Raw genomic sequence first — 25156 nt, forward strand, 5'->3', positions numbered from 1 at the left:
ACTACGCTGCCACGGGCGGCTGCCGGCCGGCCAACAGCGTTCGCCACTGGGCGGCCATCTGGTCAGGATCAACCGCCGGCATCGGTGTGGGATCGGCCAGCTGCAGCGCCAGCTCAGGCTGGCTGGCCGGTGGCGGTGCAATGAGCCAGCCATTGATGGCCTGCTTCACCGATTTGGCCTCGGCACCGGTCCACACGACGGTCCGGTCCCAGCCGTGCGTGACCAGTCCGCCGGCGTCGCCGAGATCCATGCAGGTGACGTACCGCGGCTGGGCATAGGCGATGGGCTCGACGCCGGCCAGCAGACGGACGGCATTGTGGCCGGCGGTGCGCCCCATCGGCATGGCATGCTGGCACGACATCAGCGAGTCGTGGCCCGGGGCCGTGCTGGCGCGCGCCATGTCGCCGGCGGCCAGGATCGCGGCGTGGCCGTGAACGCGCAGGGCGGCATCGACCGACAGTCGGCCATCGGGGCCGACCGCACCCACCGCGCGACCCAGCGGATTGGCCTGCATGCCCGTTGCCCAGACCACGGTGGCGGCGGCGATGGTGCTGCCGTCTTCCAGTTCCACGCGCATGTCGGCACTGCGGTCGTCCGCCGTGATGGTGCGCACCAGCGCCTTGGGCCGGAACGTGACGCCCGTCTGTGCCAGGGCGTCGGCGATCGCCGCCTGTGGCTTGGTGCCCAGCGTGGCGCCGGCCGTCGCGGTGCGATCGAGCAGCACGATTCGGGCATTTTCACCGCCGCCAACGGCCAGCTCGCGCAGCCAGCCCCCCAACTCGGTCGCGATCTCCAGTCCCGTGAAGCCGGCGCCGATCACGACGGCGGTGTAGCGACCGGCCGATGGCGCACGCTGCGGCAAGGCCGTCAGATGCCGGCGCAGATGGAATGCCTCGGCCGCACTGTCCAGCACATGAACATGCGGCCGCCAGGCGTGCGGTGGCGGCGTGGTGTGGCTGCCTGTTGCCAGAACCAGGGTGTCGTAGGGGGCGTCGGCAACAGCACCGGTCGTCGTGCGCAAAGACGCAACGTGTCTTGCCGTATCCAATGCCTCGACGGTGCCGGCAACAAAACCGACATTCACCGCGGCCAGCAGCGGCGCGATATCGACCTCGAAGACCGGCTCGTGACGCTGGTACAGCCGTGGCTTGAGGCACAGCATCGATGTCGGGGCCACGACATCGATGGCGATGGACGGTGCGCCGAGGTCACGCCGGGCGCGGGCGGCGCCCAGCGCCGCCCACAGGCCGGCAAATCCGCTGCCGATGATCAGAACGCGTTTCATGTCATCTCCGCTCGGTGGTCATGAGCGGTAGACGCGCGGCCGCGCCGCCGTGTGACATCATCCGGCGATCGCATCCCAACTCTCGATCAGAGGTCGGAGGCAGGCGAACGGGCGCGCCTGCCTCCAATGGTGCGCCGTTACGGCAGCAGCACCGTCTGGCCGGTGGTCTTGCGGCTCTCCAGGTCGCGGTGGGCCTGGGCGGCATCCTGCAGCGGATAGGTCTGGTCGATGGTGATCTTGACCTTGCCGCTCTTGACCACCTTGAACAGCTGCTTGGCGCAGTCCTCGAGGTCCTTGCGCGTGGCCGTGTAGGCGCCCAGCGACGGCCGCGTCAGGAACAGCGAACCCTTGGTGTTCAGCACGCCGGGCGAGAACGGCGGCACCGGGCCCGACGCGTTGCCGAACGACACCATCAGGCCGCGCGGCGACAGGCTGTTCAGCGACGTCTCCCAGGTATCCTTGCCGACGCCGTCATAGACGACCGGCACGCCCTTGCCCTTGGTGATCTCCTTCACCCGGGCCGCGACGTCTTCCTTGCTGTAGTCGATGACCCAGGTGTAGCCGTTCTTCTTGGCCAGCGCCGCCTTCTCGGGCGACGACACGGTGCCGATCGCCTTGACGCCCAGCGCCTTGGCCCACTGGCCGAAGATCAGGCCGACGCCGCCGGCGGCGGCATGGAACAGCACGATGTCGCCCTTCTTGCACTTGTAGGTGCGGCGAATGAGATACTCGGCCGTCATGCCCTTCAGCATCATCGCGGCCGCCTCGCGGTCCGACACGCCCTTGGGCACCGGCACCAGGATTTCGGCCGGCACATTGCGCTCTTCGCAATAGGCGCCCGGCGCGCTGCCGGCATAGGCGACGCGGTCGCCCTTCTTGAAGCCTTTCACCTTCTTGCCGACGGCCACCACGACGCCGGCGGCTTCGCGCCCGATCGCATTGGGTGTCGGCACCGGATAGAGGCCGCTGCGGGTGTAGATGTCGATGAAGTTCAGCCCGATGGCGGTATGCTTGATCCTCACCTCGCCGGGGCCGGGATCGCCAACCTCGACATCTTCATAGACCATTTTCTCTGGACCGCCGGTCTCGTGGATGCGGACGGCTTTCACCATGTCGTGCTCCTTGGCATTGTCGTACCGAACGCGCGGTCGACGCTCCCCATCTCGCGCGGGGCCGCACCCTAGTACGCCGTCGCGTGCGTCGCTACCGCCAACCCGCGTCGGCGGTCGTGGGCTTGCCGCGGCAGTGACGCTGGACTAAGCCTGACGGCCATGCGCCCCGCCGACACCGTGACGATCCGCCGGCCGCCCGTTTCAGGCGCGCGTGCGCATGTCGTTGGCGTCGTGCTGCTGGCGCTGCTGTTGCAGGCCGCATTGCCGCTGCTGCATGCGCGCCTTCAGATGCTGTACGCCGTTCTGGCCGGTCAGCGCATTGATGTTGCCGCCTTCTGTCTGCCGGGGCATCCGGCACCGCCGGTCACACGCGACGCCGATGGGTTGCCGCCGGCGGCACCCCCGGGGCCCGCCGGCTGTCCGCTCTGTCAAGGCACGGGCGCGCCGGCCAGCGACATTCCTCTGCCGGCGGACGTGATAGCGCCGACTGTGGCGCGTATCACCACACCCATCGCGGGGGTAACGGCGCGTGTATACCCGGCTGCCGTGGCGCGATCGCATCGGCCACGCGGGCCGCCCGTCGTCTGAAGAATTCATCGCGGCAATCTTCATGCGTTCAGACGACAGGTGTCTCATGTCTACCGTTTCTCGTTATGGCGCGCTCGCGCTGGCCCTGCTTTTCATCGCGCCGACGGCGTGGGCCCAGGACTACACCCAGGGTGATCTGAAGATCGTGCGACCGTGGGCACGCGAGACCGCCCGCATGGCGCGCGCCGGCGGCGCTTTCATGACCATCGAAAACACCGGCGGTGCACCCGATCGGCTGCTCAAGGCCGCTTCGCCCGTGGCGGCGCGCACGGAAGTCCACACCGTCATCCAGGACGGCGACGTCATGCGCATGCGGGAGGTGCCGGCGATCGATCTGGCGCCGAAGGCGAAGGTCGAACTGAAGCCCGGCGGGTATCACGTCATGTTGATGGAGTTGAAGGCGCCGCTGAAAGCCGGTGACCGCTTTCCCCTGACGCTTACCTTCGAGAAAGCCGGTACCATCACTGTCGACATCTCCGTCGAGAAGCTCTCGGGCACGGCGCCGGATCACGGCAAGATGAAGCATTGATCGACGGCACTGCGGCAGCAACGCTGTCGGCGTCCCACGCAACGGGATGAACCGAATGCGGCGTTGCGCCGTATCGCAGGTGCAGCTCATCGGTGCGGCGCTGGTTATTTCCAGTGCCGCACGTCCTCGAGGGCGATTTTGTTTCCGGAAATCGGGACAGCGGCATGCCGGCGGTCGCCACCTTGTGCAGCGTTGCCGGTACACACATATTGACGGCTGGTGCGTGGGAGATTGTGCATGCAGCGGCGCGCTTTCGTGGCCGGTGGGCTGGCGGGCGTCCTGGCATCGCCAGCGGTGCTCCACGCACAGACCAAGGTCTTCCGCAGCCCGACAGCGTCCTATCGGCTGGTCGCCTTGGCGTCCGGGCTGGAGCAGCCGTGGAGCATCGGCTTTCTGCCCGATGGCCGATTGCTGATCACCGAGCGACCGGGGCGTTTACGGGTGTTCGCGCACGGCAAGCTGGAAACCAGGCCGATCGCCGGTGTGCCCGCGGTTCGGGCCCGCGGTCAGGGCGGGCTGTTGGACATCTGCCTGCATCCGAATTTCGCGCGTAATGGCGCGCTCTACCTGTCGTTGGCAGGGCCCGCGCCCGAGGGCGCCGTGACCCGCGTGGTCCGGGCCCGTTGGAGCGAGGGGGGCCTCGCCGATGTCACGCCGATCTTCGATGCGACGCCGGCCAACGACGGCGACCACTTCGGCTCGCGCATCGTCTTCGATCGGGCTGGCCTGATGTACGTCACCTGCGGCGAACGCTACCAGAGGCTGCAGGCCCAGCAGCTCGATGATCTGCGCGGCAAGGTCGTGCGACTGCGCGACGACGGGTCTGTGCCTCCCGATAACCCTTTCGTCGGCCGTGCCGGCGCCCGGCCGGAAATTTTCACCTGTGGCCATCGCAACCCCCAGGGCCTCGCGCTGCATCCGGTCAGCGGCCGCCTGTGGGCGGTCGAGCACGGTCCCCGTGGCGGTGACGAACTCAACCTGCTGAGGGCCGGCGCCAACTATGGCTGGCCGCTGGCCACCTACGGTATCGACTACAGCGGTGCCAAGATCAGCGATCATAAGTCGCTGCCCGGCATGGAAGAGCCGGTCCGCCATTGGGAGCCGTCGATCTCGCCCAGCGGCTTGGCATTCTACAACGGTGCTGCGTTCCCAGCCTGGCGGGGCTCGCTGTTCACGGGGGCTCTGTCGGCCAGCGCGCTGGTGCGCATCGAATTGGACGGCGATCGCTACGTGTCCGAGGAGCGGCTGGTACCCGGCATGTTCGATATTCGCGATGTCCGCCAAGGTCCAGACGGATTGCTGTACCTGATCACGCGTAGCGACAACGGCGGCCTCTACCGCATCGAACCGGCGTGAGCGTTGGCGGTCGCGAGTTGCGTGCTCCGTGGGTGCCCGCTAGAAACGATTAATGGTCGAAGCAAGTTTGATGCAGGGCGACGCCGCACCAACGATCGTTTTGGCGTCCGTCAGCGCCGGCCGGCGCATGCTGCTGGAAGGCGCCGGGATCCGGTTCACCGCCATCGCTCCCGGTGTCGACGAGGCTGCAGTGAAGGTCGAGGTCGCCGGGGCCGGCGCCGCCACGTTGGCCACGGTACTGGCCGACCGCAAGGCCCTGGCCGGCTCGGCGCGCGCGCCGGGCGCGCTCGTGATCGGCGGTGACACGACGCTCGCCTGCGAGGGCCGCCTGTTCGACAAACCGGACGACGTTGCGGCGGCGCGCGAGCAGCTGCGCTTCCTGCGCGGACGAGCACATAAGCTGCACTCGGCAGTCGCCGTCGCGCGCGACGGTGTCGTCGTGTGGCGACACATCGCGGCGGCAAAGATGACGATGCGGCTGTTCTCCGACGACTTCCTGGCGCACTACGTGGCCGTGTGCGGCGAAACGCTGACCACCTCGGTCGGCGCCTACCGTCTGGAGGGGCCGGGCGCCCAGCTTTTCGAGCGTATCGAGGGCGACTACTTCACCATTCTCGGTCTGCCGCTGTTGCCGTTGCTGGCCTGGTTGCGTACGGCCGGCGCGTTGCGGAGCTGATCATGGCGTCTCCGGACTTCTCCTCGTTGTCCTCGGCCGCAGCGGGCCGACCGTTTGCCTTCATCGTCGGTTGGCCGGTCTTGCACTCGCGGTCGCCGGCGCTGCACGGCTACTGGCTGAAACGGCGCAAAGCCGAAGGTTACTATGGCCGCCTGGCCGTCGAGCCGGGTGGTGCCGCCCTGCGGGCGACGTTCGATTTCATCCGCCGCACACCGATGGCGCGCGGCTGCAATCTGACCCTGCCGCACAAGATCGAGGCACTGGCGTTGCTCGACGATGTCACCCCGGCGGCGGCGCGCATCGGCGCGGTCAACACGGTGGTCCGCCGCGACAACGGCAAGCTGGAGGGACGCAACACGGATGCGTTCGGCTTCATCTCGGCATTGCACGCCGGCGCGCCGGACTGGCTTCCGTCTGCGGCACCGGCCGTTGTCCTGGGCGCCGGCGGCGCCGCGCGCGCCGTGGTTTCGGCCCTGGTCGATGCCGGGGTGCCGGAGGTGCGCCTGGTCAACCGCACGCGGCAGACCGCGATCGACCTCGCCGTCCGGTTTACGCCGGACGACGGTCGCACGCTGGTGGTCGAGGACTGGGACCGCCGGGACGCGGCGCTCGCCGACGCCGGGTTGCTGGTCAATACGACGTCGCTGGGGATGCGCGGCCAGCCGCCGTTGGAGCTGGCGCTCGATCGCCTGCCGCCGGCGGCCGTGGTCAACGACACCGTCTACGTCCCCCTGCGCACCGACCTGCTGGTACGGGCCCAGGCGCGCGGCAACCTGACGGTCGACGGGCTGGACATGCTGCTGCACCAGGGACGCCCGGGGTTTGCCGCCTGGTTCGGCGGCACCGAGCCTGCCGTGACGCCGGCCTTGCGCCGCGCCGTTGCCGGCGACCTGGGAGCCTAGCCGGAAGGGACAAGACAGGGACGGGTGCTACCGGCTAATCTGCGGTCGACAGGCTCGGTAGCGGCCCGCGCGTTTGGCGTGGATCGGGGGAATGGACAAGAACCTGTTCAAATATATCTGGCGTCACAGCCGCCACGAACAGCTCATCATCCTGCTCCTCGTCGTGGTGGCGCAGGTCTTCTATTTCGTGTCGCTGAACATCCCCAAGGTCATCGTCAACGACGGCATCGAGGGCAAGGCGTTCAAGACGGCTGCCGAAGTGTCGTTCCTGCGTATGACCCTTCCGGTACCATCGTTTCTGTCCGACACCGGATCGATCACGCTGTTCGACGGCCTGTCGTTGTCGCAATGGCCCTACCTGGTGGCCATGAGCTGCCTGTTCCTGGTCATGGTCACCGTGAACGGCATGTTCAAGAAGTCCATCAACACGCAGAAGGGCCGTATGGGCGAGCGCATGCTGCGCCGCCTGCGCTACGAACTCTACGATCGCATCCTGCTGTTCCCCAACGCCCACTTCCGCAAGGTCAAGGCCGCGGAGCTGAGCGGCATGATCAAGGATGAGGTCGAGCCGCTAGGCGGCTTCATCGGCGACGCTTATGTGCAGCCCGCCTTCCTTGGCGGCCAGGCGATCACGGCACTGCTCTTTATCGTGCTGCAAAGCATGTGGCTGGGCATGATCGTGATCGCGGTGCTGGCGGTCCAGGCCTTCGTCATCCCCCGCCTGCGGCGGCGTGTCATCGCGCTGGGCAGGGAGCGCCAGCTGACCGCGCGGCAACTGGCCGGGCGCATCGCCGAAACGGTCGACGGCGTGCACGAGATCCACTCCAATGCGACGTCCAACTACGAGCGCGCCGACATCGCAAACCGGTTGGGAACCATCTTCGGCATCCGGTTCGAGCTGTTCCAGCGCAAGTTCACGGCCAAGTTCCTCAACAACCTTCTGGCGCAGATGACGCCGTTCCTGATCTACCTGATCGGCGGCTATCTGGTGCTGTTCAGCGATATGCAGGTGGGCAGCGTCGTCGGCGTCCTGCTGGCCTACAAGGACCTGCCCGGGCCGGTGAAGGAGCTGATCGACTGGGACCAGCAGCGGCAGGACGTCCAGCAGAAGTATGAGCAGGTGGCCGAGCAGTTCGAGCCCGACGGCATGCTGGCGCGCGAACTGCAGGTCGCGCCCGAAGGGCCGGTATCACCTCTGTCGGGCGATATCGTGTTGACGGGAGTCACCGTATCCGACGATGGCGGTTCCAAGCCGATCGACGGCGTCAGTCTGGTCACGCCGATCAGCCGCCGGTTGGCGCTGGTCGGACCGCAGGGCGGCGGCAAGGAGGCGTTGACGCAGGTGATCGCGCGTCTGGTATGGCCCAGCACCGGCACCGTCCGCATTGGTGACGCCGATCTGTCGACGCTGCCCGAGGCGGTGACCGGCGCGCGCATCTCCTATGTCGGGCAGGACGTGTATCTGTTTCCCGTCAGCGTGCGCGACAACATCCTCTATGGATTGAAACGCCGGCCGGTCAAGCCGGCGGCGTATGATGAGGCCAAGCGGCGGGCGCGCGAGCGGTTCTCGGTCGAGGCCCGTCGCTCCGGCAATCCCGACCTCGACCCGGCTGACGATTGGATCGACTACGAGGCCGCCGGCGCGACCGGTCCGGGTGACATCGATCGGCGCATCGTCGAGGCGCTGCGCGTGGTCGAGCTGGAGGAAGATATCTACCAGTTCGGTTTGCGCGGCACGGTCGATGCGGTGGCCCACCCGCGGGTTGCCGAATCGATTCTCATGGCGCGCGATGAGCTGCATGCACGGCTGGCCGATCCGGCGCTGGCGGCCCTCGTCGAGCCGTTTGATCGCGCCCGCTACAACCGCAACATGTCGGTGGCCGAGAACCTGCTGTTCGGCACGCCCATCGACCGCACGTTCGATCCCGACAATATTGCGGCCAACCCCCACATGCGCGAAGCGCTGAGCCGGGTCGGACTCGAGACCGATCTGCTGCAGATGGGTGTGGCGATCGCCGAAACGATGGTCGAGTTGTTCGCCGATCTGCCAGCCGGCCATCCGTTCTTCGAACAGTTCAGCTTCATCGCTGCCGAGGACCTGCCCGAGTTCCGCACCCTCCTGAGCCGGCTGGCCGGCCGGAGCCTGGCGGACCTCGATCCTGCGTCACGAGCCCGTTTGGCGGCGCTGCCGTTCCGTTACATCGAGGCACGGCATCGCCTGGGTCTGATCGATGCGGCGATGGAGGAGCGCCTGCTGGCGGCGCGGCGTGCCTTTGCCGAGAACCTGCCGCCTGAGGCCGCAACGGCGATCGAGTTTTACGATCGCAACCGCTACAACACGGCAGCCACCTTGCAGGACAACATCCTGTTCGGCCGTATCGTCTACGGCCAGGCGCAAGGGTCGGAACGGGTGGGCGCATTGATCTCAGAGGTCCTGGCAGGCCTCGATCTGCGTGGCGCGGTGGTCGAAATCGGCCTCGATCATAATGTCGGCGTTGCCGGCAAGCGGCTGTCGGCGGTCCAGCGGCAGAAGGTCGGTCTGGCGCGCGGTCTGGTGAAGCGGCCCGACCTGCTGGTGCTGAACGAGCCCACAGCGGTACTTGACAGCGCCGCGCAACAGCGTTTGCTGGACAAGATTTTGGAAGTCTGTAAAGGGCGTGGCGTGGTTTGGGCGTTGAGCCGCGCCAGCCTGGCGGACCGCTTCGATCAGGTGATCGTGTTGCAGGGTGGCAAGGTGATGGCCAGTGGGGCACCCGGTGACATGACCGGAGACAAGAATTTCGCCGACCTGTTGGCGGCGGGCTGAGCTCGCGAGGAGAGGCTCATGAGCATCAACGAGGAAGTCGAGCTGCTGAAGACGGTGCCGATCTTCTCCAAGATCGAGCCGGCGAAATTGAAGCTGCTGGCCTTCACCAGCGACCGCATGACGTTCGACGCCGGCCAGGAGCTCTGCCATCAGGGTGACATGGGCGATGCCATGTACGTCATCCTCGGCGGTTCGGCCGACATCCTGATCGATTCGCCCACGGGACCGATCAAGGTTGCCGAACTGCAGCGCAACGGCTTCGTGGGCGAGATGGCGATCCTGTGCGACATGCCGCGCACCGCCACCGTCAAAGCACATGAGCGCGTGACGGCACTGAAAATTCCGAAAGAGATGTTCTTCCGGCTGGTTGCCGAGTTCCCGCAGATGGCGGTCGAGATCATGCGCGAACTGGCCCACCGTGTGGAGGACATGAACGGCAAATTGGCGGCGGCCAGGGCGGCGTAGATCGGCATCTCGAACGAAGCGAGTGATCTTTTGGGCAGGAAACCGTGTTTCATGATGGGCGACGACTCGCTGGCGACTGAGCGCCCATGAGCCGTCTCGACAGCTTCATCCGCCGAATGCAGGCGCAACGGGATTGTCTCAACTGGGCCGCCGCCCAGGTCCGCACGGTGCGGGGTCCTGTCCTGGAAGTCGGCCTTGGCAATGGCCGGACATACGATCATCTGCGGTACCTGCTGCCGGATCACGACATCTACGTGTTCGAGCGCGAAGTCCATGCGCATCCCGACTGCGTGCCGCCGGATGATCACCTGTTCCTGGGCGACGTGCATGAGACGTTTCCGCGTGCGGCTGCGGCGCTCGCTCATCGCGCCGTGCTGATCCACAGCGATTTGGGGACGGGGGATCACGCCGCCAACATGGCGCTCGGTGGCTGGCTTGGACCGGCACTGGATTCATTGTTGGCGCCCGGTGGCTACGTGATCGTCAACCAGCCGCTGGACGTGCCGCGTTGGACGCGGTTGCCTGAACCCGACCGCGTGCGTAGGGATCGCTACTTCATCTATCGCGCGGCTGAATGACCGGACATCACGTGGCCGCCGCGCCCAGCTCCTGCTGCACCACGTTCAGCCAGTAGGTGGCGCCGGTCGTGATGATGGCATCGTTGAAGTCGTAGAGCGGCGTGTGCACGTAGTGGCAGCCGCCGGCTTCATCGCCGCCGTTGCCGATCATGATGTAGGCGCCGGGTTTCTTTTCCAGCATGAACGCGAAGTCCTCGGCGCCGGTCAGAGGGGCGAGGTTGCCGTCGACATTCTCGGCGCCGACGGTGGCGGCGGCAGCCGCGATCGCCACCTTGGTCTGATCGGGCGTGTTGACCAGCGGCGGATAGCGGCGCTGATAGGTGTAGTCGACCGTGCAGCCCCAGGTGTCGGCCGTGCTTTTGGCGACGTCGCCCAGGCGCTTCTCGAGGATATCGCGTACCGCCGGCCGATAGCTGCGCGATGTGCCGCGCACGGTGACGTCGGACGGAATGACGTTGGGTGAATTGAACGCACCGGCGGCGATGTGCCCGACACTGAGCACGGCGGTGTCGATCGGTGCCACGTTGCGGCCGACAATGCCTTGCACGGCGAGGATGAAGCTCGCTGCCGGCATCGTCGGGTCGGTGCCGCGGTTGGGTGCCGAGCCATGGCCGCCGGTGCCGTGGAAGACGGCGGTCCACGAGTCGCTGGCGGCCAGCATGGGGCCGGGCCGGATCGCGAACGTGCCGACCGGCAGGCCCGGCGCATTGTGCATGCCGTAGACCACGTCGCAGGGGAAGAGGTCGAACAGCCCTTCCTCGATCATGACGCGGGCGCCGCCAAGGCCTTCCTCGGCCGGTTGGAAGATGAAATGGACCGTGCCGGCGAAATCCGGATCGGCGGCGAGCTGCCGTGCGGCGCCCAGCAGCATCGTGGTGTGCCCGTCGTGGCCGCAGGCGTGCATCTTGCCGTCGATGGTCGAGCGGTGGGCGAAGTCGTTCTTCTCCTGCAGGTGCAGGGCGTCCATGTCGGCGCGCAAGCCGATGGTCTTCTGGCCTGGCCGCTTGCCTTTCAAGGTGCCGACCACGCCTGTTGTCGCCAACCCGCGATGCACCTCGAAGCCCCAGGACGACAGCTTGTCGGCGACGATCGCGGCCGTCCTCACCTCCTCGAACGCTGTCTCCGGATGGCGATGGATATCGCGGCGCAAGGCGATCAATTCGGGCTCGATCGCCTTGAGCCTGTCGATGATTTTGGTGCTCACGCCTGGGGTCCCGCGCCGCCGGTCGCCCGACGGATCAACCGCAGCAGGATCAGGAACACGACGGCGCCGACGAGCGAGCCGATGAACCCGGCGGTCTGTCCCGGCTGGTACAGGCCAAGAGCCTGGCCGCCATACGTCGCGATCAGCGACCCGGCGATACCGATGACGACGGCCATGATGATGCCACCCGGATCCTTGCCGGGCATGATGAACTTCGCGAGCAGCCCGACGACAAGACCGATGATGATGGTGATGATGATATCCATGACGACACCCTTCCTTGGTTTGAGGGGTACGCGACTCTACCTACGGAAGATGACGGCTGTCATCCCGAGCGAAGCATGGAAAATTGCGTTCCATCGCTTAAAGATCGCCCGTCGCGTCAAACCTGCGAGGCTGCATCCCTAGCCGCTCTCCGGTACCGCCATGGCGGCCGACGTCGTGTCGCTGGACGGTTTGGCCAGGCGTACGCGCAGCCGGCGGATGCGGCGCGGGTCGACATCGACGATTTCGAATTCGCACCCCGACGGATGGCGAATGACCTCGCCGCGCTCGGGGATGCGGCCGGCCAGCGAGAAGATCAGACCGCCCAGCGTATCGACCTCGCCACGTTCCTCCTCGCTGAGCAGGGGGCCGACCATGTCCTCGAAGGCGTCGATCGGCGTACGGCCGGTGGCGTCGAAGCTGCCGTCCGGTCGTGCCACCAGGCCGGCCATCTGTTCCGTATCGTGCTCGTCCTCGATTTCGCCGACGATCTCTTCGACCAGGTCCTCGATCGTCAGCAGCCCGTCGGTGCCGCCGAACTCGTCGACGACCAGCGCCATATGGACGCGCTGCCGGCGCATCTCCAGCAGCATGTCGGACACCGGCATGGTCGGTGCCACGAAGCTTACGCGACGCAACACATCGCGCAGGTGGAAACGACGGCCACTGCCCCAGTAGGCCAGCACGTCCTTGATGTGGATCATGCCGATGACGTCGTCCAGCGACTCGCGATACACGGGATAGCGCGAGTGCGCCTCGTGCTGGATCAGTTTGACGGTATCTTCCAGCGATGTGTCGATGGCGATGCCGACGATGTCGGCACGCGGCACCATGACATCGGCCACGGTCTTGGCGCGCAAGCCCAGGATGTTGGCCAGAAGGTCGCGTTCTTCTTCGCCCAGCGCCGGTTCGTCGGGCGGCGCGTTGCGCAGCTCGGGCCGCTCCTCGATGAGCTCCTGGATGACTTCGCGTATTTCCTCGCCACGGTTGCGCCGGCGCAGCTTGCGCAGGATACGGCGCAGCGGACCGACTTCGGATGCTCCGGTGACGCCGGAACTTCGGTCGGACGACGGTTCGGACATGGCCTGACTATAGGGACTGCCGTGCGCGGGCGGAAGAGTGTGACAGGTGTTGGGAAACGCGAAATTGCGGCTTGACTTCCCGTCAGCCGCGCAGCAGCAGGACCAGCCCGAAGGCGAGCGGAAAGACCAGCGGCAATGTCGTGATGACGACGGCCAGCAAATTGCGCCCGTAGCGCCAGCACAGCATCCAGGCCATCAGGGAGAACACGAACGCCACGGGCGGCCAGGACCAGATCGAGCCGACGAACAGCAACGGCCAAGGATCATCCGGTGCGCGTGGCGTGTCGAACGCCATGACCGACAGGCCGGCCAGCGGCAGCCAGAAGATCAGCAGCATCGCCATGACGACCTGCGTGCCCACGAGCCAGGCGCGCGCGGCATTGCGGCCGATCAGCGGCCGCGGCGCGTCAGGCTGTCGCTCGGACATACGGACCGACCTCGAACGAGGGGTGTGTAGTGACCCCGGACGGGGCCGATCCTACATCACAACCTCGATCAGATAAGGCCCCTTCTGGCTCATCGCCCACTGCAGCTGCTTGGTGAGGCCCTCAAGGTCATGGGTCTGTGCGCCTTCGACACCCATGCCCTTGGCAAGCTTGACGAAGTCGAGCGTCGGGCGGTCCAGGGTCAGCATGTCGATGGCACGCGGTCCCGGATTGGGAGCGCCGACATCGGCCAGCTGGCTGTAGAGGATCTGATAGGAGCGGTTGGAGAAAATCAGGACACAAACGTCCAGGTTCTCGCGTGCCATCGTCCACAAGGATTGGATCGTGTACATGGCGCTGCCGTCACCGACCATGCAAATGACCTTGCGGTCAGGGCATGCGACTGCGGCACCAATGGCGACCGGCGTCCCGAAGCCGATCGAACCGCCCATGTTGTTGAGCCAGTCATGCGGCGGCGCACCGGCGCTGAACGGGAAAAAGCCGCGTCCCGTCGTGATCGACTCGTCGACCACGATCGCGTTCTCGGGCAGCGTGGCGCCCAGCGCCATGCCCAGGCCATCGAGCGTGAACTTGCCCGTGGGCTTATCGGGCCGCTTGGGCGCGGCGATGCCGGCAGCCGGCACGTTGAGTGCGCCAAGCTCCGCGGCCAGCGCCTCGATCGCGGCCTCACAATCGTCTTCGACGCCGGCCAGCTTGGTGACCGTGCAGCCTTCGGGTGTGAGCATGCTGGGCTTGCCCGGATAGGCAAAAAACGCGGCAGGCTCGCGAGCGCCGCACAACACCATCTGACGGGTGCCCTGCAGCACGGCGGTCGCCTGTTCGACAACGAACGGCACGCGGCTGATCTGCACGCGACCGGCACCGCGCTCCAACCGTGCGTTGGAGCCGGCACCCTGGATCCTGCAGCCTGTCTTGGCCGCGATCTTGCCGGCCAGTTCCAGGGTGCGTTCCCGCAGGGCGCGGCCACCCAGCAGCAGCATCCCCGGCTCGCCGGTGGTCAGCGCCTTGGCCGCAGCCGTGACGGCGTCGGCCGACGGCTTTGCCGGCGCCGGTGCGGCTGGTGTTTCGGCGATGTCCTGCGCCGCCCCCCAAGCGGTGTCCGCGGGCAGGATGAGAGTTGCGATCTGGCCCGGTGAGACGCGGGCCGCCTGGATGGCCTGGGCGCCGTCCTTGGCGACGGTCTTGGACGTCGGCGATGTCTTCACCCAGTGCGAAAACGGCTTGGCGATGCCCTCGATATCGGCGGTCAGCGGTGTGTCGAACTTGATGTGATAAGTCGCGTGTTCGCCGACGATGTTGACGATGCCAGAGCCCGCCTTCTTGGCGTTGTGCAGGTTGGCGCAGGCGTTGGCCAGGCCCGGGCCCAGATGCAGCAAGGTTGCGGCCGGCGTGCCGGTCATGCGGTAGTAGCCGTCGGCGGCACCGCTGCAGGAGCCTTCGAACAGGCCGAGGACGCAGCGCATGCCCTGGACCCGGTCGAGCGCGGCCACGTAGTGCATCTCCGATGTGCCGGGATTGGCGAACGAGACGGTCACGCCGCCCTTCACCAGGGTACGGACCAGACTGTCGGCGCCGGTCATCAGCTCGGTCATGATGTGTTCCTGTTCGCTATGTGGCGGGGAGATTAGCGGCCGGCTGCCACGCGCGCCAAGTCGGCCTGTGTAGCGCCACCGCATAGCCGCGTTGCGGGCAAAGTGCAAAGAGCGTGGCGACACCTTCGCCGTGGAACCCGAGCGCCGCCTGGGCTTTTCCCTATGGCAACTCAAGGAGGTGGCGATGACTGAGGGTCGGCAACCGCGTGGCTTTGCCTCGATGGATCAGGAAAAGCAGCGTGATATCGCCCGGCGTGGCGGTCGCAGCGTTCCGGGTGAAAAGCGCAGTTTTTCTCAGAACCATGCCCTCGCCGCCGCAGCCGGCCGCACGGGCGGTCAGAACGTGCCGCACGCCAAGCGCAGTTTCGCGCAGGATCGGAGCCTTGCCGCCGCAGCCGGCCGGAAGGGCGGTGAAAGCCGGCGCAAGGGGACGACGGAGTAAGTTGGTCAGACCGCCAGTGTCGCCTGCGGGTCCAGGAGGCGCTGCAGGCGTTCGGCGCCCAGCCGCGCGCAGCGAAGGGTCAGGGCCTTGCGCCGCGCCGCCGGCAGCCGGGTCTCAGCCGCTGGGCGTGGATCATCGCGCAGGATATCGCCGCCAAACGCGTCGGCAACAATCAGGCCGGCCGTATCCGGCAGGATGTCGTGGGGAAAATCCGATGTGACGGCAAAATAGAAGCGATCGCACCAAGCGAGGTAGTCGACCCATTTGCTGTCAGCCCGATAATCCTCGATGGAGGATTTCACCTCGACGATCGCCGCCGTGCCATCGTCTCCCAGGGCCAGAATGTCAGCACGTCGGCCATCGGCCAGCGGCACCTCAAGCAAGGGCGTCCATCCGCGCACTCGCCACAGGCGACAAGCGCCGCGGGTTACGGCGAGGGTGACGTCGGGACGGAGCCTCACTGATGTGCTCATCGCATCGGCCTGAATGAAAAGCCCAATGGTATCGGGAATAATGCGACTTGCCCAGAACAATTAGAGAACAAGCGCAAAATTGCACATAAACGAAGAAATAAAATGAATTTCAGAGATCACACCATAGCCATGCTGTGATATTACTGATGCTGGCCGTGCCGTTCCGGCGCGACATTGTTCCAAATCGCGCGAGCTCAGCAGTAGCTAATATTGCGCTTCTGTGCTAAATTCGTCGCGTTTGCTGCCCGGGGATTTTACGATGTCTTCCGCCTCTTCCCAAGAATCGTCGGCACCTGAGACGGCAACTGACGGCAAGGCCATGTCGCGCCGCCGAGCACTGGCTCGCCTGGGTTTGGCGGCTGGTGTCGCCTATGCGGCGCCGACGGTCACGACGTTGGATCGTCGTGCCTTTGCACAGTCAACGCCGTGCCCGCCCGGAAAAGGCCCCGGCAATGGTAACGGTAAGGGTAACGGCAAACCCGGATGCCGTTGATCGGCGGCAGGGATCAGGGTGTTCAGAAGACCCGCTGCGGCGGGTCTTTTTGTTAACGCCGTTTGATCCAGCGCACCGGACTGGCCCATTCCAGGCGCGCATTGATCACGGGGGCGGCGTTATACGACATCAACGTGAACTGGCCGCGTCCGCCGCCCAGTTCCACACGCTTCACCAGGGTGGGGCCGTTCATCACTTTCACGATACAGTCCCGACCCAGGCAACTGGCCATGTCGATGCCATGGACCTGCAGGTCCCGGCTGTAGAACAGAATGTCGTCCTCGCCGTAGACAGGGTACATGCTGTCGCCCCGCACGCGGACGGCGACCGTGTTCAGTGAGTCGCCCGGAGGTGCCTCGACTTCGTCGATCTCGCCACTGGCCGGAGCATCGACCGGGAACACTTCGGCACCGGCGCCAACATAGCCCGCAACCGTTATCAGGCGCCGTACACCGCCACCAGGCCCGTAGCGAAACTCCGAAACCGAAACGCCGGCCATCTCCGCCAATACTTTCAGCGTCTGCGGGTCGGGTTCGAATGCGCCCTTTTCCCAGCGGTGGACGGTCGGCTGCGTGACAGCCAGCTTCGCGGCAAACTCCTGCTGCGTCAAATCCTGCTGCTTGCGCAGTGTTTTGATCCGCTGCCCCAGATCCCAGAATGGCTCGCGCATAATTTGCGCCTCCGCCATTTGCCGATACTCCGATGGCGCACGTGAATAATATGGAACCGTATCAAAAATAAATTCCGTTGGGAAACATTGGATCAAATGACACGGGTTTCATCGTGTGTGGGCAGCTCAGGGCTTGGCTGCCATCGGCTTCAGCGGTGGCGCCTCATCGTCCAGCCGGCCCGGCTGTCGCTCGGGCGTGGCCCGAAAGGCGGCGGCGGCAGCCTCGGCCTGGGAGATCTCGGCGGCTGATATTTTCTCAGCCGACCGGGCGCGGATCTTGGCGGCGTTGGTGTTGCCTTGCCGTTCAGCCAGCAGCAGCCACTTGAACCCGTCGACCGGGTCTTTGGCACTGGCCACGCCACCGATCTTCCAGACGCCCAGCACATATTGCGCTTCCGCAAGCCCCTGCCGGCCGGCGCGGGCGTACCATTGTTCGGCCTTCGGGAGATCCCGGTCGATGCCGGCGCCGGAGAAAAGCGCGTTGGCGAGCTTGAATTGTGCCTGTGCGACGCCGGCATTCGCTGCCGCAGTATACCAGGCGATGGCGCTCGATGCGGCCGTGCGCGCCGCCTCGCCGCGTGCATTCATCGCTATCGAAACCGACACGTCGCCCAGGGCCAAGGCAGCCTCGGGATAGCCGTTGTCGGCGGCATGGCGCAGAAAGCGCTGCGCCTCGACAGGGTCTTTGCGCCCAGCCCGTCCGTCGGCCAGCAGTACGCCGTATCGTATAGCGGCCGGCAAATGGCCCTGTTCGGCCGCAAGGCGATAGGCGTGTACCATCTCGGTGGTGCGCGCCGCGGCCTGCGGGGAAATTTCGATCGCGCGGGCAAACGCGTAGGCGCCGTAGGGATCGCCGGCCTGGGTCGCGCGCTCGTACCAGTGCAGTGCTTGGCTTTGGTCGGCCGACACGCCGCGGCCCTTGGCATAAAGAACGCCGAGATTGTAGGCCGCGCGCGCGATGCCGGTATCGGCGGCTTCGCGAAAAAGCTGTGCGGCGCGTGATTCGTCCTTGGGGACGCCCTGGCCGGCGATATGCTGGAATGCCAGCAGGTACTTGGCGCGACCGTTGCCGGCGCCGGCAGCCCCATTCAACAGCCTGATGGCCTCTGCCAGCGCTTGACGGTCGTTGCGTTTCAGCAGGACGGCGGCCAGCCATGCCGCGGCTTCCGGATCCTGGGCGGCCAGCGGCCGCAACTGTCGTTCGGCGGTGACGGAATCACCCGCCTCGAACGCAGCGATCGCCGTTCGCAATGTGTCGCCTGGTTGACCGTAAGCCAATGACGACACCGTCAACCAAGCGGCCACAGCGCCGGCAGTGATCGGTCGGCTGATCAGACCGTGCACGTTACTTGCGCGGCGCAAATGTGTCGGCCGATTTCTTGGCGCGCTCGACTTCGTCGTCCGTCATTTCTTTCGCCAAGCCGTCCAGTAGGCGCTCGGTCCCCGGGACCTGCTGACGCGAAGCCAGGGCCAGGAATTTATAGGCTTCGACTTTGTCCTGGGTGACGCCTTCGCCCGATGCCAGTGCGCTGCCGTACAGCGCCATGGCCCGGGGAAAGCCACGTTCCGCGGCGTCTCGCAGCAAGGGGATCGCCTTGGCAGGATTATAGAGGGGTGATTTCTCGAAACCATAGACCTCGGCGCCCAGCATGAACTGGGCGCGCATGTCCTTGCGGTCCGCCATGGGCAGAAGGATGCGTTCGGCCTTGGCGTAGTCGCCCGCCTTCAGCGCATCGAACGCCGGCTTCAGGTCGTTGGCCGGCTGGGGCGCTGCTGGTTTGGGGGCCGGCTTGGGTTGCGGCGCTTGCGCTGATGCGGCCTGATGAAGCGCTGGAACCGCCAATACCGCGATCAGCGCGGCAATGATCGGCCGAATGTGCAGTCGCATTCTCGTACTCATTCCCTTGAACCCGCGCACCATGGCGGAAAGCCAACGTCGTATCAATCATTGGCACGGATGTGGCGAGGTTGGTTGCCGGTCGTGGAATAAGCCAGCACAGTGCCGTGTCAGGCTGACGGGGATGTCGATGAACGACGCACGTGAAAAAGACACTGTACGCATCTGGGATCTGCCGACGCGGCTGTTCAAATGGGCACTGGCCGTGCTGGTTGTGTTCCAGGTCACGACCGGCCTGCTCGCGGGCAGCTGGCTGACATGGCACTTCCGGTCGGGCTATGCGATCCTGACTTTGCTGATCTTTCGCATCCTCTGGGGAATCGTCGGCAGCACGACGTCACGTTTTTCAAGTTTCTTGAAGGGACCCTATGCGGGTCTGGCACATGTGCGCGAGCTGCTCGGTTCGCGCGGGCCCCGCGAACTCGGTCACAATGCGGTCGGCGGCTGGGTCGTGATCGTGATCATCCTGGCGTTGCTGGTGCAGGCCGGCAGTGGGCTCTTCACCACGGACGACATTGCAACCGACGGACCCTTGGTCGCTGTGGCGAGTGAGCGATGGGTCAAGGCCATGACCAGCCTGCACGTGCGCTGGATCCTCGTGATCTACATTCTGATCGGACTGCACGTGCTGGCCGCCGTGCTGTACCTGATCGTCAAGAAGCAGAACCTGATCCTCGCCATGATCACCGGCCGCAAACGGCGTGACGACGTCGTCGCGCCGGATCAGCCGCTGCCGGCCATCCGGTTCGCCGGCAACGTGTCGGCGTTGATCTGCCTCGCCGTTGCCGCCGCCGTCGTTTACGCGATCCTGCGCTTCGCGAGCTGACGTCTGGAACGACAACGGCCGGTCAAGGGTCTGACCGGCCGCATGCGATGTGATGGTCGAACCGGCCGTGCCGGTCCGCTGGTCGCTACTTCGCGCGGAACTTGTCGTGGCAGGCGCCGCAGGTCTTTGCGGCATTGCCGAAGGCCTCGCCGACCTTGGCCATGTCACCGCTGGCGGCTGCGACAGCCAGCGCGTCGATCGCCGCCGCTTCAGCCTTGTTGGCCGCCGTGAAGCCCGGCATGTCTGTCCATACCACCGGCAAAGCCTTGGTCTCCCCCTTGTCCGAACCGGCAGGGAACAAGGCCGGGAATGCCAGCGACAATTCCTTGAGCTTGGCCGCTGCCGGCACCACGCCGCTGGCCGGTCCCTTGGCATCGACGATGCCCTTGATCGCTTTCATTTGCGCGCCGGCCTGCTTGCGATTGTCCTTGCGTGCCGCGATCGGGTCGCCTTGTGCTACGGCAACACTGCCGATCAGCGCTCCCGCAAGCGCCAGACCGATGGCGCCGACGATCAGCCCCTTTTGCATGATCCGCTTCCTCTCTCCGCTTGTCGACGGGCCCCAAACCGTGCCGCACGCCGCCGTTCGCCTGAACCGGCACGTCACCGATGAAACACTGTCGATCGCATTACCGTCCATCACGAAGCCGTGAAGACGGACGAAAACCCCAGTGTTTCCAAATGGTAACCCGAGAGTCACTCGCAACTATCGGACCGGCGCGACCCATCGCGCAGCGGGTGGCACGGGCGACAAGGTTTGCCTGATATGAACCATCAGCGCCGTTCCCAGGATGGGTGCCAGCAGGTTCAGGAACGGCACGATGCCGGCGGCAGCGATCAGAATGCCGGCAAGCCACACCCGGCCCCGGTTGGTGCGGCGCAATGCGGTGACGTCGGTCATCGGTTGGCGTCGCAGGCCGACGAGCTCGAAATACTCGACACTGCACAGGTAGCCGTTGACCACGCAAAACAGGATGACGCTGGCGATCGGGAAGAACAGCAGGATGATGTAGACCGGCAGCAGCACGAGATTGACGCTGACCAGCAGCAGGAAGAATTTCACACCGGACCAGATGCCGACCCAGAGCGGGACACCGGGTGCCTTGCCGAGTTGAGGGTAATGTCGTTCCTCGACGGCGTCGGCGACCTCCTCGAGGAAGAGGCTGACAATGATGCCGAAGCAGGCAGGGAACAGGAACAACGGCAAGGCATATGCGGCGAGGCCGGCGAGGAAATGCAGCAGGTCGTTGAGCCAGCGATTGCCGGTCTCGCCCAGCCAGGAAACGCTTACCGTGGGGATGGCGGCGACCAGGAACCAGGTCGCGACCCAGATCACCACATAGAAAAGAATCGCAATTCCAAGCGACTTGAGGACCACCCAGCGCAGCTTGGGGTCGCCAAGCTGCGCGAAGGACTTCTCGACGGCGGCAAACATGCCGCCACTATAAGATGGTCTGCGCAGCCCACCAACTGCCGCGTCAGTGCGGGCGGTCCCACCGGCCAGCCCCGATGATGGGGCCGTAAGACGTCTGCTGTATGATGATGGCGACGGACTGGCTGTCCCGGATCCGCTCGGCCGGGACAATCCAGCGGGTGGCCTCGCCGCTCCAGGTCGCCAGTTTCTCCAGCGAGCGGACGACGTTGTAGTTGGTCAGTGTCGCGCCCTTGTTCTCCCCGCGGCCGATCTTCGTGCGGTGCTGTCGGTCGAATGTCACCAGCCAGATATCGGATGGCGACGACAGCCGGGTTTCGGCGACGGAGACCGCGAGGCCGTTGCCGGCGTCACGGGCTAATGCCGGGTGCACGCGAGGACCGGGTCGCTCGGCCGCCAGCCGCAGCATCTTGCCGATTTTAGCCGGGTCGTAGCCCGGATCATGGGCCAGGCCGCCAACGACCATCTCGGGCGTGTAGACGTAGCGTTGCTTGAGGGTTCGCGCATAGCCACGCTGGCGCTCGGTGTTGATCGCCGACGCGAAAGGGTCCTTCCAGCCGATGTAGTCCCAATAATCGACGTGGAATGACAGCGGAAGCAGGTCGGTGCGCTTGGTCAGTTCGCCGAGCTGTTGGTCGGACGGCGGGCAGGACGAGCAACCTTGGGACGTGAACAATTCGACAACGGTGGGTGCGGCGGCGGTCTGGGCGACCGCATGAGCCCCGCCCATCAATGCAGCGACATGCAAAGCCAGCATGAAACGACTGAGCGACAACATTTGCACACTCTGACTTTCCGCCGTGTCGTGCGCCAATCACTTTGATTCGGCGCCAATCACTTAGGGGTGACGGAAATACTTTAGGTTTCTTTCATGAAACCGGTGAAGAGCCGATTTGCCGACGGGCGATTCGGGACTCGCATTTCGGCCCCGGTTCGTTATGTTATAGATTAACAATTCCAAGCCGATACGCATGACCGCTCACGTCCATCCGCCGGCGCCGCCGCCCGACCTCGGCACTCGCCTGATGGCGATGAGTGCCGGGCGCCGGATGCTGTGGGCCGCAGCCGGCGTGGTGCTGTTGTGGTTGGCGGTCTGGTGGGCGTTGTCGTTCGAAGCCGAGGCCGCTGTCGTGGCGGTGTCGGTGGAGGCCGCATCATGAGCGCGGCGCTGCGTCTGGTCGACGTCACGGTGGCCTACGACCGCCATCCGGCCGTGCATCATGTCTCGGTCGACATTCCGGAAGGCACGTGCACCGCCATTGTCGGCCCCAACGGCGCCGGCAAGTCGACGCTGTTGAAGGCGATGGTGGGCCTTGTCCGCGCCGTCCAGGGCCGCATCGAATTTCCCCGTCGCAGCCGAGCCAAGATCGCGTATCTGCCTCAGCAGTCTGATGTGGATCGCACATTTCCGATCAGCATCCTGGACATGGTGCTGCTGGGGCGCTGGCATGGCATCGGTGCGTTTGGCGCCGCCGGTCCGGCCGATATCGACGGTGCGATGCATGCCATCGACGCCGTCGGTCTGCGCGGCTTCGAGCGGCGGCCGCTGGCAACGCTGTCCGCGGGCCAGTTTCAACGCGCCCTGTTCGCCCGCATGCTGCTGCAGGATGCCGAGATCATCCTGCTCGACGAGCCGTTCAACGCCATCGACACGCGCACGACGGCCGACCTGCTGGCGCTCGTGAAGCGCTGGCGCGAAGATCGTCGGACGGTGGTGTGCGTACTGCATGACCTCGATCAGGTGCGGGCCAATTTTCCGCATGCGTTGTTGATGGCGCGCGAACTGATCGCCGCCGGCCCGACCGAACAGGCGCTGACGCCGGCCAATCTCCTGCGTGCGCGCGCCATGGCCGAGTCATGGGATGACGCCGCCGGCATCTGCCACCCCGGCAAAGCGGCCTGACGGCCGATCGATCATGGAGTTCCTGTCGGATTTTCTGATCGGTCCGTTCGTGGAGCATGGCTTCATGCGTCGCGCGCTGGTTGCTTGCCTGGCGCTGTCGGCCGGCAGTTGTACCGTCGGCGTCTTCCTGATTCTGCGCCGCATGAGCCTGATGGGCGATGCGCTGGCGCACGCTTTGCTGCCGGGCGCCGCCATCGGCTTTCTGCTGGGGGGCCTTTCGTTGCCGGCGATGAGTGCCGGCGGTTTCATCGCCGGCATCGCGACGGCCTTGCTGTCGGGCGTCGTGGCCCGCTTCACGTCACTGCGCGAAGATGCCAGTTTTGCCGCTGCCTATCTCACGGCACTGGCGGTGGGCGTCATGATCGTGTCGTTGAAGGGCTCGACGGTCGATCTGATGCATATCCTGTTCGGCAGCATCCTTGCCGTCGACGATCTGTCTCTGGCGCTGGTGGCAGCGACCGCGTCGCTCACCCTGTTGGGCATGGCGGCGATCTACCGCCCGTTGGTCGTGGAGTGCTTCAACCCGGGTTTTCTGGCCGCGGTAGGCGTGCGCGGCGCGCTTTACCACTACGCCTTCCTGGCGATGGCGGTGCTCAACATGGTGGCCGCGTTCCAGGCGTTGGGCACGCTGATGGCGCTGGGCCTGCTGCTGCTGCCGGCCGTGGCCGCGTCGTTCTGGGCACGCCAGGTCGTGACCATGGCATTGGTGGCGCTGCCGATGGCGGCCGGATCGGGTTACGTGGGTCTGCTGATCTCGTACCACTTCAGCGTGCCGTCGGGGCCGGCGATCGTGCTGGTCGCCAGCCTGTTCTATATCGCCTCGCTGTTGTTGGGCACGCACGACAGTGTTCGGCTGCGCTTTGCGCCGCCCGCCCATCTGCGGGCCTGACGCATCGGTTGCGGGCGCAGTCAGCAATTAACAAAGTCGCAACTTGCAAAATTTGCGGATTGTGAATATTGACGCCGCTTGGTTCATGGGGCGGTTCGATGATGATCCTGCGCATGGTGACGATGCTGGTGCCGGTCCTGGGCATCGCAGGCGGGATTTACGCGTGGAAAGTGCAGCGCAAATCGGATCCGTCGGCTCTGAATGCGGTGTCCACGGCAGTGCGTGTCGCCGTCGTCGAGGCGAAGCTCGAAACGCCGCCGCGGCGTCGCACCGGCGTCGGCACGCTCGAAGCGGTGCGCAAGGTGACGCTGGCCGCCGAGGTGAACGGGCGGGTCGTTCAAATTCTCTTCGAACCGGGTCAGGCCGTGAAGGCGGGCAGCTCGGTCGTTCAGCTCAACGACGCCCCCGAGCAGGCCGAACTCGAGCGGCTGAAGGCGCAGCTCAACCTGGCCGAACTCTCCTATCATCGCACGCGACAACTTGCGCCACATGCCTTGCCGCAGGCTCAGCTCGATGACCGCGAGGCAAACCTGCGCAGTGTGCGCGCCGACATCGTCCGCATCGAGGCACTGATCGCGCAGAAGCATGTGCGGGCGCCGTTCGACGGTGTCCTGGGCATACGCCGCGTCGATCTCGGCGAATACATCGACGCCGGTCGTCCGGTTGCGACGCTGACCGACCTGGCCACGCTCTACGTGACGTTCACGTTGCCCGAGCAGGCATGGCCCGACCTCAAGCCGGGCTTGACGGTGCGCTTCACCGTCGATGCCAGTCCGGGGCGGACCTTCGTTGGCCGCGTGCAGACGATCGAGCCACAGATCAGTGTCAACAACCGGGCCATCACGGTGCAGGCGATTGCCGACAACCCGGATCTGGCACTGGCGCCGGGCATGTTCGCCAACGTGCAACTCGAACTGCCCGCAGGCGCGCCCGTGATCACTGTGCCGGAGACGGCGGTCGATTTCGCAAGCTACGGTGCGACTGCTTTCGTGGTGCGCCAGCGCAGCGAGAGCACCGGCGGCGCGCCGACCTGGACGGCCAAGCGGGTACTGGTCAAACCCGGCGAACGTTTCGACGGCAAGGTCGTGATTCTGTCGGGTCTGGCGCCGGGCGACCGACTCGTCAGCTCGGGGCAGGTGCGCCTGCATGACGACATCGTCGTCGAGCCGGTCGCGCGCGATACGCTGGCCGATCCGGATGCGCGTCGTCCGGCGTCGTCCGGACAGGTCCGCTGAGCGGAGATCAG

The 25156-nt window shown here is 65.7% G+C and carries 28 protein-coding genes; 13 read left to right on the top strand and 15 right to left on the bottom strand.

Going from position 1 to position 25156, the window contains the following annotated elements:
• Window position 1: 1 nt before the first annotated feature.
• From FQU96_RS01375 to FQU96_RS42070, 3 genes are all read right to left on the bottom strand, one after another.
• Window positions 2–1285 (bottom strand): NAD(P)/FAD-dependent oxidoreductase, encoded by a 1284-nt coding sequence (locus FQU96_RS01375; RefSeq protein WP_146539048.1) that lies wholly within the window; start codon window positions 1283–1285, stop codon window positions 2–4.
• A 137-nt stretch (window positions 1286–1422) separates the two neighbouring features.
• Window positions 1423–2397: a quinone oxidoreductase gene (locus FQU96_RS01380; RefSeq protein ID WP_146539049.1), complete on the bottom strand. Its 975-nt coding sequence runs from the start codon at window positions 2395–2397 to the stop codon at window positions 1423–1425.
• 201 nt (window positions 2398–2598) lie between these two features.
• Entirely contained in the window at window positions 2599–2748 is a 150-nt protein-coding gene (locus FQU96_RS42070; RefSeq protein ID WP_178130241.1) for a hypothetical protein, read from the bottom strand.
• Window positions 2749–3031: 283 nt separating this feature from the next.
• Here FQU96_RS42070 and FQU96_RS01385 point away from each other — a divergent pair, with 283 nt between their 5' ends.
• The 7 genes from FQU96_RS01385 to FQU96_RS01415 all read left to right on the top strand — a co-directional run bounded on the left by FQU96_RS01385 (window position 3032) and on the right by FQU96_RS01415 (window position 10297).
• Entirely contained in the window at window positions 3032–3514 is a 483-nt protein-coding gene (locus FQU96_RS01385) for a copper chaperone PCu(A)C (RefSeq protein ID WP_146539050.1), read from the top strand.
• A 237-nt stretch (window positions 3515–3751) separates the two neighbouring features.
• Window positions 3752–4870, top strand: a complete 1119-nt coding sequence (locus FQU96_RS01390; protein ID WP_146539051.1) for a PQQ-dependent sugar dehydrogenase — start codon at window positions 3752–3754, stop codon at window positions 4868–4870.
• Window positions 4871–4922: 52 nt separating this feature from the next.
• Window positions 4923–5546 carry a Maf family protein gene (locus FQU96_RS01395; protein WP_218574570.1) on the top strand — a complete coding sequence of 208 codons (624 nt, stop codon included), beginning with the start codon at window positions 4923–4925 and terminating at the stop codon, window positions 5544–5546.
• 2 nt (window positions 5547–5548) lie between these two features.
• Window positions 5549–6448 (top strand): shikimate dehydrogenase, encoded by a 900-nt coding sequence (locus FQU96_RS01400; RefSeq protein ID WP_146539052.1) that lies wholly within the window; start codon window positions 5549–5551, stop codon window positions 6446–6448.
• Between the two features lie 91 nt (window positions 6449–6539).
• The gene (locus FQU96_RS01405) at window positions 6540–9254 is read left to right on the top strand and encodes an ATP-binding cassette domain-containing protein (RefSeq protein WP_146539053.1); all 2715 of its coding nucleotides are present in this window, start codon (window positions 6540–6542) and stop codon (window positions 9252–9254) included.
• Between the two features lie 18 nt (window positions 9255–9272).
• A complete protein-coding gene (locus FQU96_RS01410; RefSeq protein ID WP_146539054.1) occupies window positions 9273–9719 on the top strand; it encodes a cyclic nucleotide-binding domain-containing protein in 447 nt (148 codons plus the stop codon).
• Between the two features lie 86 nt (window positions 9720–9805).
• Complete coding sequence (locus tag FQU96_RS01415) at window positions 9806–10297, top strand: class I SAM-dependent methyltransferase (protein ID WP_146539055.1); 492 nt, start codon at window positions 9806–9808, stop codon at window positions 10295–10297.
• A gap of 7 nt (window positions 10298–10304) precedes the next feature.
• Here the strand turns inward: FQU96_RS01415 and FQU96_RS01420 are convergent, their stop codons facing one another.
• The 5 genes from FQU96_RS01420 to FQU96_RS01440 form a co-directional block, all read right to left on the bottom strand.
• Window positions 10305–11501, bottom strand: coding sequence for a M20 aminoacylase family protein (locus FQU96_RS01420; protein ID WP_146539056.1), 1197 nt, complete (start codon window positions 11499–11501; stop codon window positions 10305–10307).
• Window positions 11498–11767, bottom strand: a complete 270-nt coding sequence (locus tag FQU96_RS01425) for a GlsB/YeaQ/YmgE family stress response membrane protein (protein ID WP_146539057.1) — start codon at window positions 11765–11767, stop codon at window positions 11498–11500. The genes FQU96_RS01420 and FQU96_RS01425 overlap by 4 nt, the downstream gene beginning before the upstream one ends.
• Before the next feature lie 138 nt (window positions 11768–11905).
• On the bottom strand, window positions 11906–12847 hold the full coding sequence (locus FQU96_RS01430) for a hemolysin family protein (RefSeq protein WP_146539058.1): 942 nt from the start codon (window positions 12845–12847) through the stop codon (window positions 11906–11908).
• Window positions 12848–12929: 82 nt separating this feature from the next.
• Window positions 12930–13274 carry a hypothetical protein gene (locus FQU96_RS01435; protein WP_146539059.1) on the bottom strand — a complete coding sequence of 115 codons (345 nt, stop codon included), beginning with the start codon at window positions 13272–13274 and terminating at the stop codon, window positions 12930–12932.
• A 51-nt stretch (window positions 13275–13325) separates the two neighbouring features.
• Window positions 13326–14873 (bottom strand): acetolactate synthase large subunit, encoded by a 1548-nt coding sequence (locus tag FQU96_RS01440; RefSeq protein ID WP_146539920.1) that lies wholly within the window; start codon window positions 14871–14873, stop codon window positions 13326–13328.
• Window positions 14874–15069: 196 nt separating this feature from the next.
• Here FQU96_RS01440 and FQU96_RS01445 point away from each other — a divergent pair, with 196 nt between their 5' ends.
• Window positions 15070–15327, top strand: a complete 258-nt coding sequence (locus tag FQU96_RS01445; RefSeq protein ID WP_146539921.1) for a general stress protein — start codon at window positions 15070–15072, stop codon at window positions 15325–15327.
• A 5-nt stretch (window positions 15328–15332) separates the two neighbouring features.
• Here the strand turns inward: FQU96_RS01445 and FQU96_RS01450 are convergent, their stop codons facing one another.
• The 4 genes from FQU96_RS01450 to FQU96_RS01465 form a co-directional block, all read right to left on the bottom strand.
• Complete coding sequence (locus FQU96_RS01450) at window positions 15333–15800, bottom strand: MmcB family DNA repair protein (protein WP_146539060.1); 468 nt, start codon at window positions 15798–15800, stop codon at window positions 15333–15335.
• 545 nt (window positions 15801–16345) lie between these two features.
• Window positions 16346–16981 (bottom strand): helix-turn-helix domain-containing protein, encoded by a 636-nt coding sequence (locus FQU96_RS01455; RefSeq protein WP_146539061.1) that lies wholly within the window; start codon window positions 16979–16981, stop codon window positions 16346–16348.
• A gap of 108 nt (window positions 16982–17089) precedes the next feature.
• A complete protein-coding gene (locus tag FQU96_RS01460; protein WP_178130242.1) occupies window positions 17090–18214 on the bottom strand; it encodes a tetratricopeptide repeat protein in 1125 nt (374 codons plus the stop codon).
• Window positions 18215–18308: 94 nt separating this feature from the next.
• The gene (locus tag FQU96_RS01465; RefSeq protein WP_178130243.1) at window positions 18309–18851 is read right to left on the bottom strand and encodes a tetratricopeptide repeat protein; all 543 of its coding nucleotides are present in this window, start codon (window positions 18849–18851) and stop codon (window positions 18309–18311) included.
• A 139-nt stretch (window positions 18852–18990) separates the two neighbouring features.
• Here FQU96_RS01465 and FQU96_RS01470 point away from each other — a divergent pair, with 139 nt between their 5' ends.
• Window positions 18991–19686, top strand: coding sequence for a cytochrome b/b6 domain-containing protein (locus tag FQU96_RS01470; RefSeq protein WP_146539064.1), 696 nt, complete (start codon window positions 18991–18993; stop codon window positions 19684–19686).
• An 85-nt stretch (window positions 19687–19771) separates the two neighbouring features.
• Here the strand turns inward: FQU96_RS01470 and FQU96_RS01475 are convergent, their stop codons facing one another.
• The 3 genes from FQU96_RS01475 to FQU96_RS01485 all read right to left on the bottom strand — a co-directional run bounded on the left by FQU96_RS01475 (window position 19772) and on the right by FQU96_RS01485 (window position 21932).
• Window positions 19772–20215 (bottom strand): cytochrome c, encoded by a 444-nt coding sequence (locus tag FQU96_RS01475; RefSeq protein ID WP_178130244.1) that lies wholly within the window; start codon window positions 20213–20215, stop codon window positions 19772–19774.
• A gap of 177 nt (window positions 20216–20392) precedes the next feature.
• Window positions 20393–21121: an EI24 domain-containing protein gene (locus FQU96_RS01480; protein WP_146539066.1), complete on the bottom strand. Its 729-nt coding sequence runs from the start codon at window positions 21119–21121 to the stop codon at window positions 20393–20395.
• A gap of 43 nt (window positions 21122–21164) precedes the next feature.
• On the bottom strand, window positions 21165–21932 hold the full coding sequence (locus FQU96_RS01485) for a thioredoxin family protein (protein ID WP_146539067.1): 768 nt from the start codon (window positions 21930–21932) through the stop codon (window positions 21165–21167).
• A 157-nt stretch (window positions 21933–22089) separates the two neighbouring features.
• Between FQU96_RS01485 and FQU96_RS01490 the strand changes: the two genes are divergently transcribed.
• The 4 genes from FQU96_RS01490 to FQU96_RS01505 all read left to right on the top strand — a co-directional run bounded on the left by FQU96_RS01490 (window position 22090) and on the right by FQU96_RS01505 (window position 25145).
• Window positions 22090–22278, top strand: a complete 189-nt coding sequence (locus FQU96_RS01490) for a hypothetical protein (RefSeq protein WP_146539068.1) — start codon at window positions 22090–22092, stop codon at window positions 22276–22278.
• A complete protein-coding gene (locus tag FQU96_RS01495; RefSeq protein WP_146539069.1) occupies window positions 22275–23021 on the top strand; it encodes a metal ABC transporter ATP-binding protein in 747 nt (248 codons plus the stop codon). The genes FQU96_RS01490 and FQU96_RS01495 overlap by 4 nt, the downstream gene beginning before the upstream one ends.
• Window positions 23022–23034: 13 nt before the next feature.
• Window positions 23035–23910 (top strand): metal ABC transporter permease, encoded by an 876-nt coding sequence (locus tag FQU96_RS01500; protein WP_146539070.1) that lies wholly within the window; start codon window positions 23035–23037, stop codon window positions 23908–23910.
• Window positions 23911–24008: 98 nt separating this feature from the next.
• A complete protein-coding gene (locus tag FQU96_RS01505; RefSeq protein WP_146539071.1) occupies window positions 24009–25145 on the top strand; it encodes an efflux RND transporter periplasmic adaptor subunit in 1137 nt (378 codons plus the stop codon).
• Window positions 25146–25156 lie beyond the last annotated feature (11 nt).

The organism is Reyranella sp. CPCC 100927 (genome assembly GCF_007859315.1).
Lineage (GTDB): Bacteria > Pseudomonadota > Alphaproteobacteria > Reyranellales > Reyranellaceae > Vineibacter.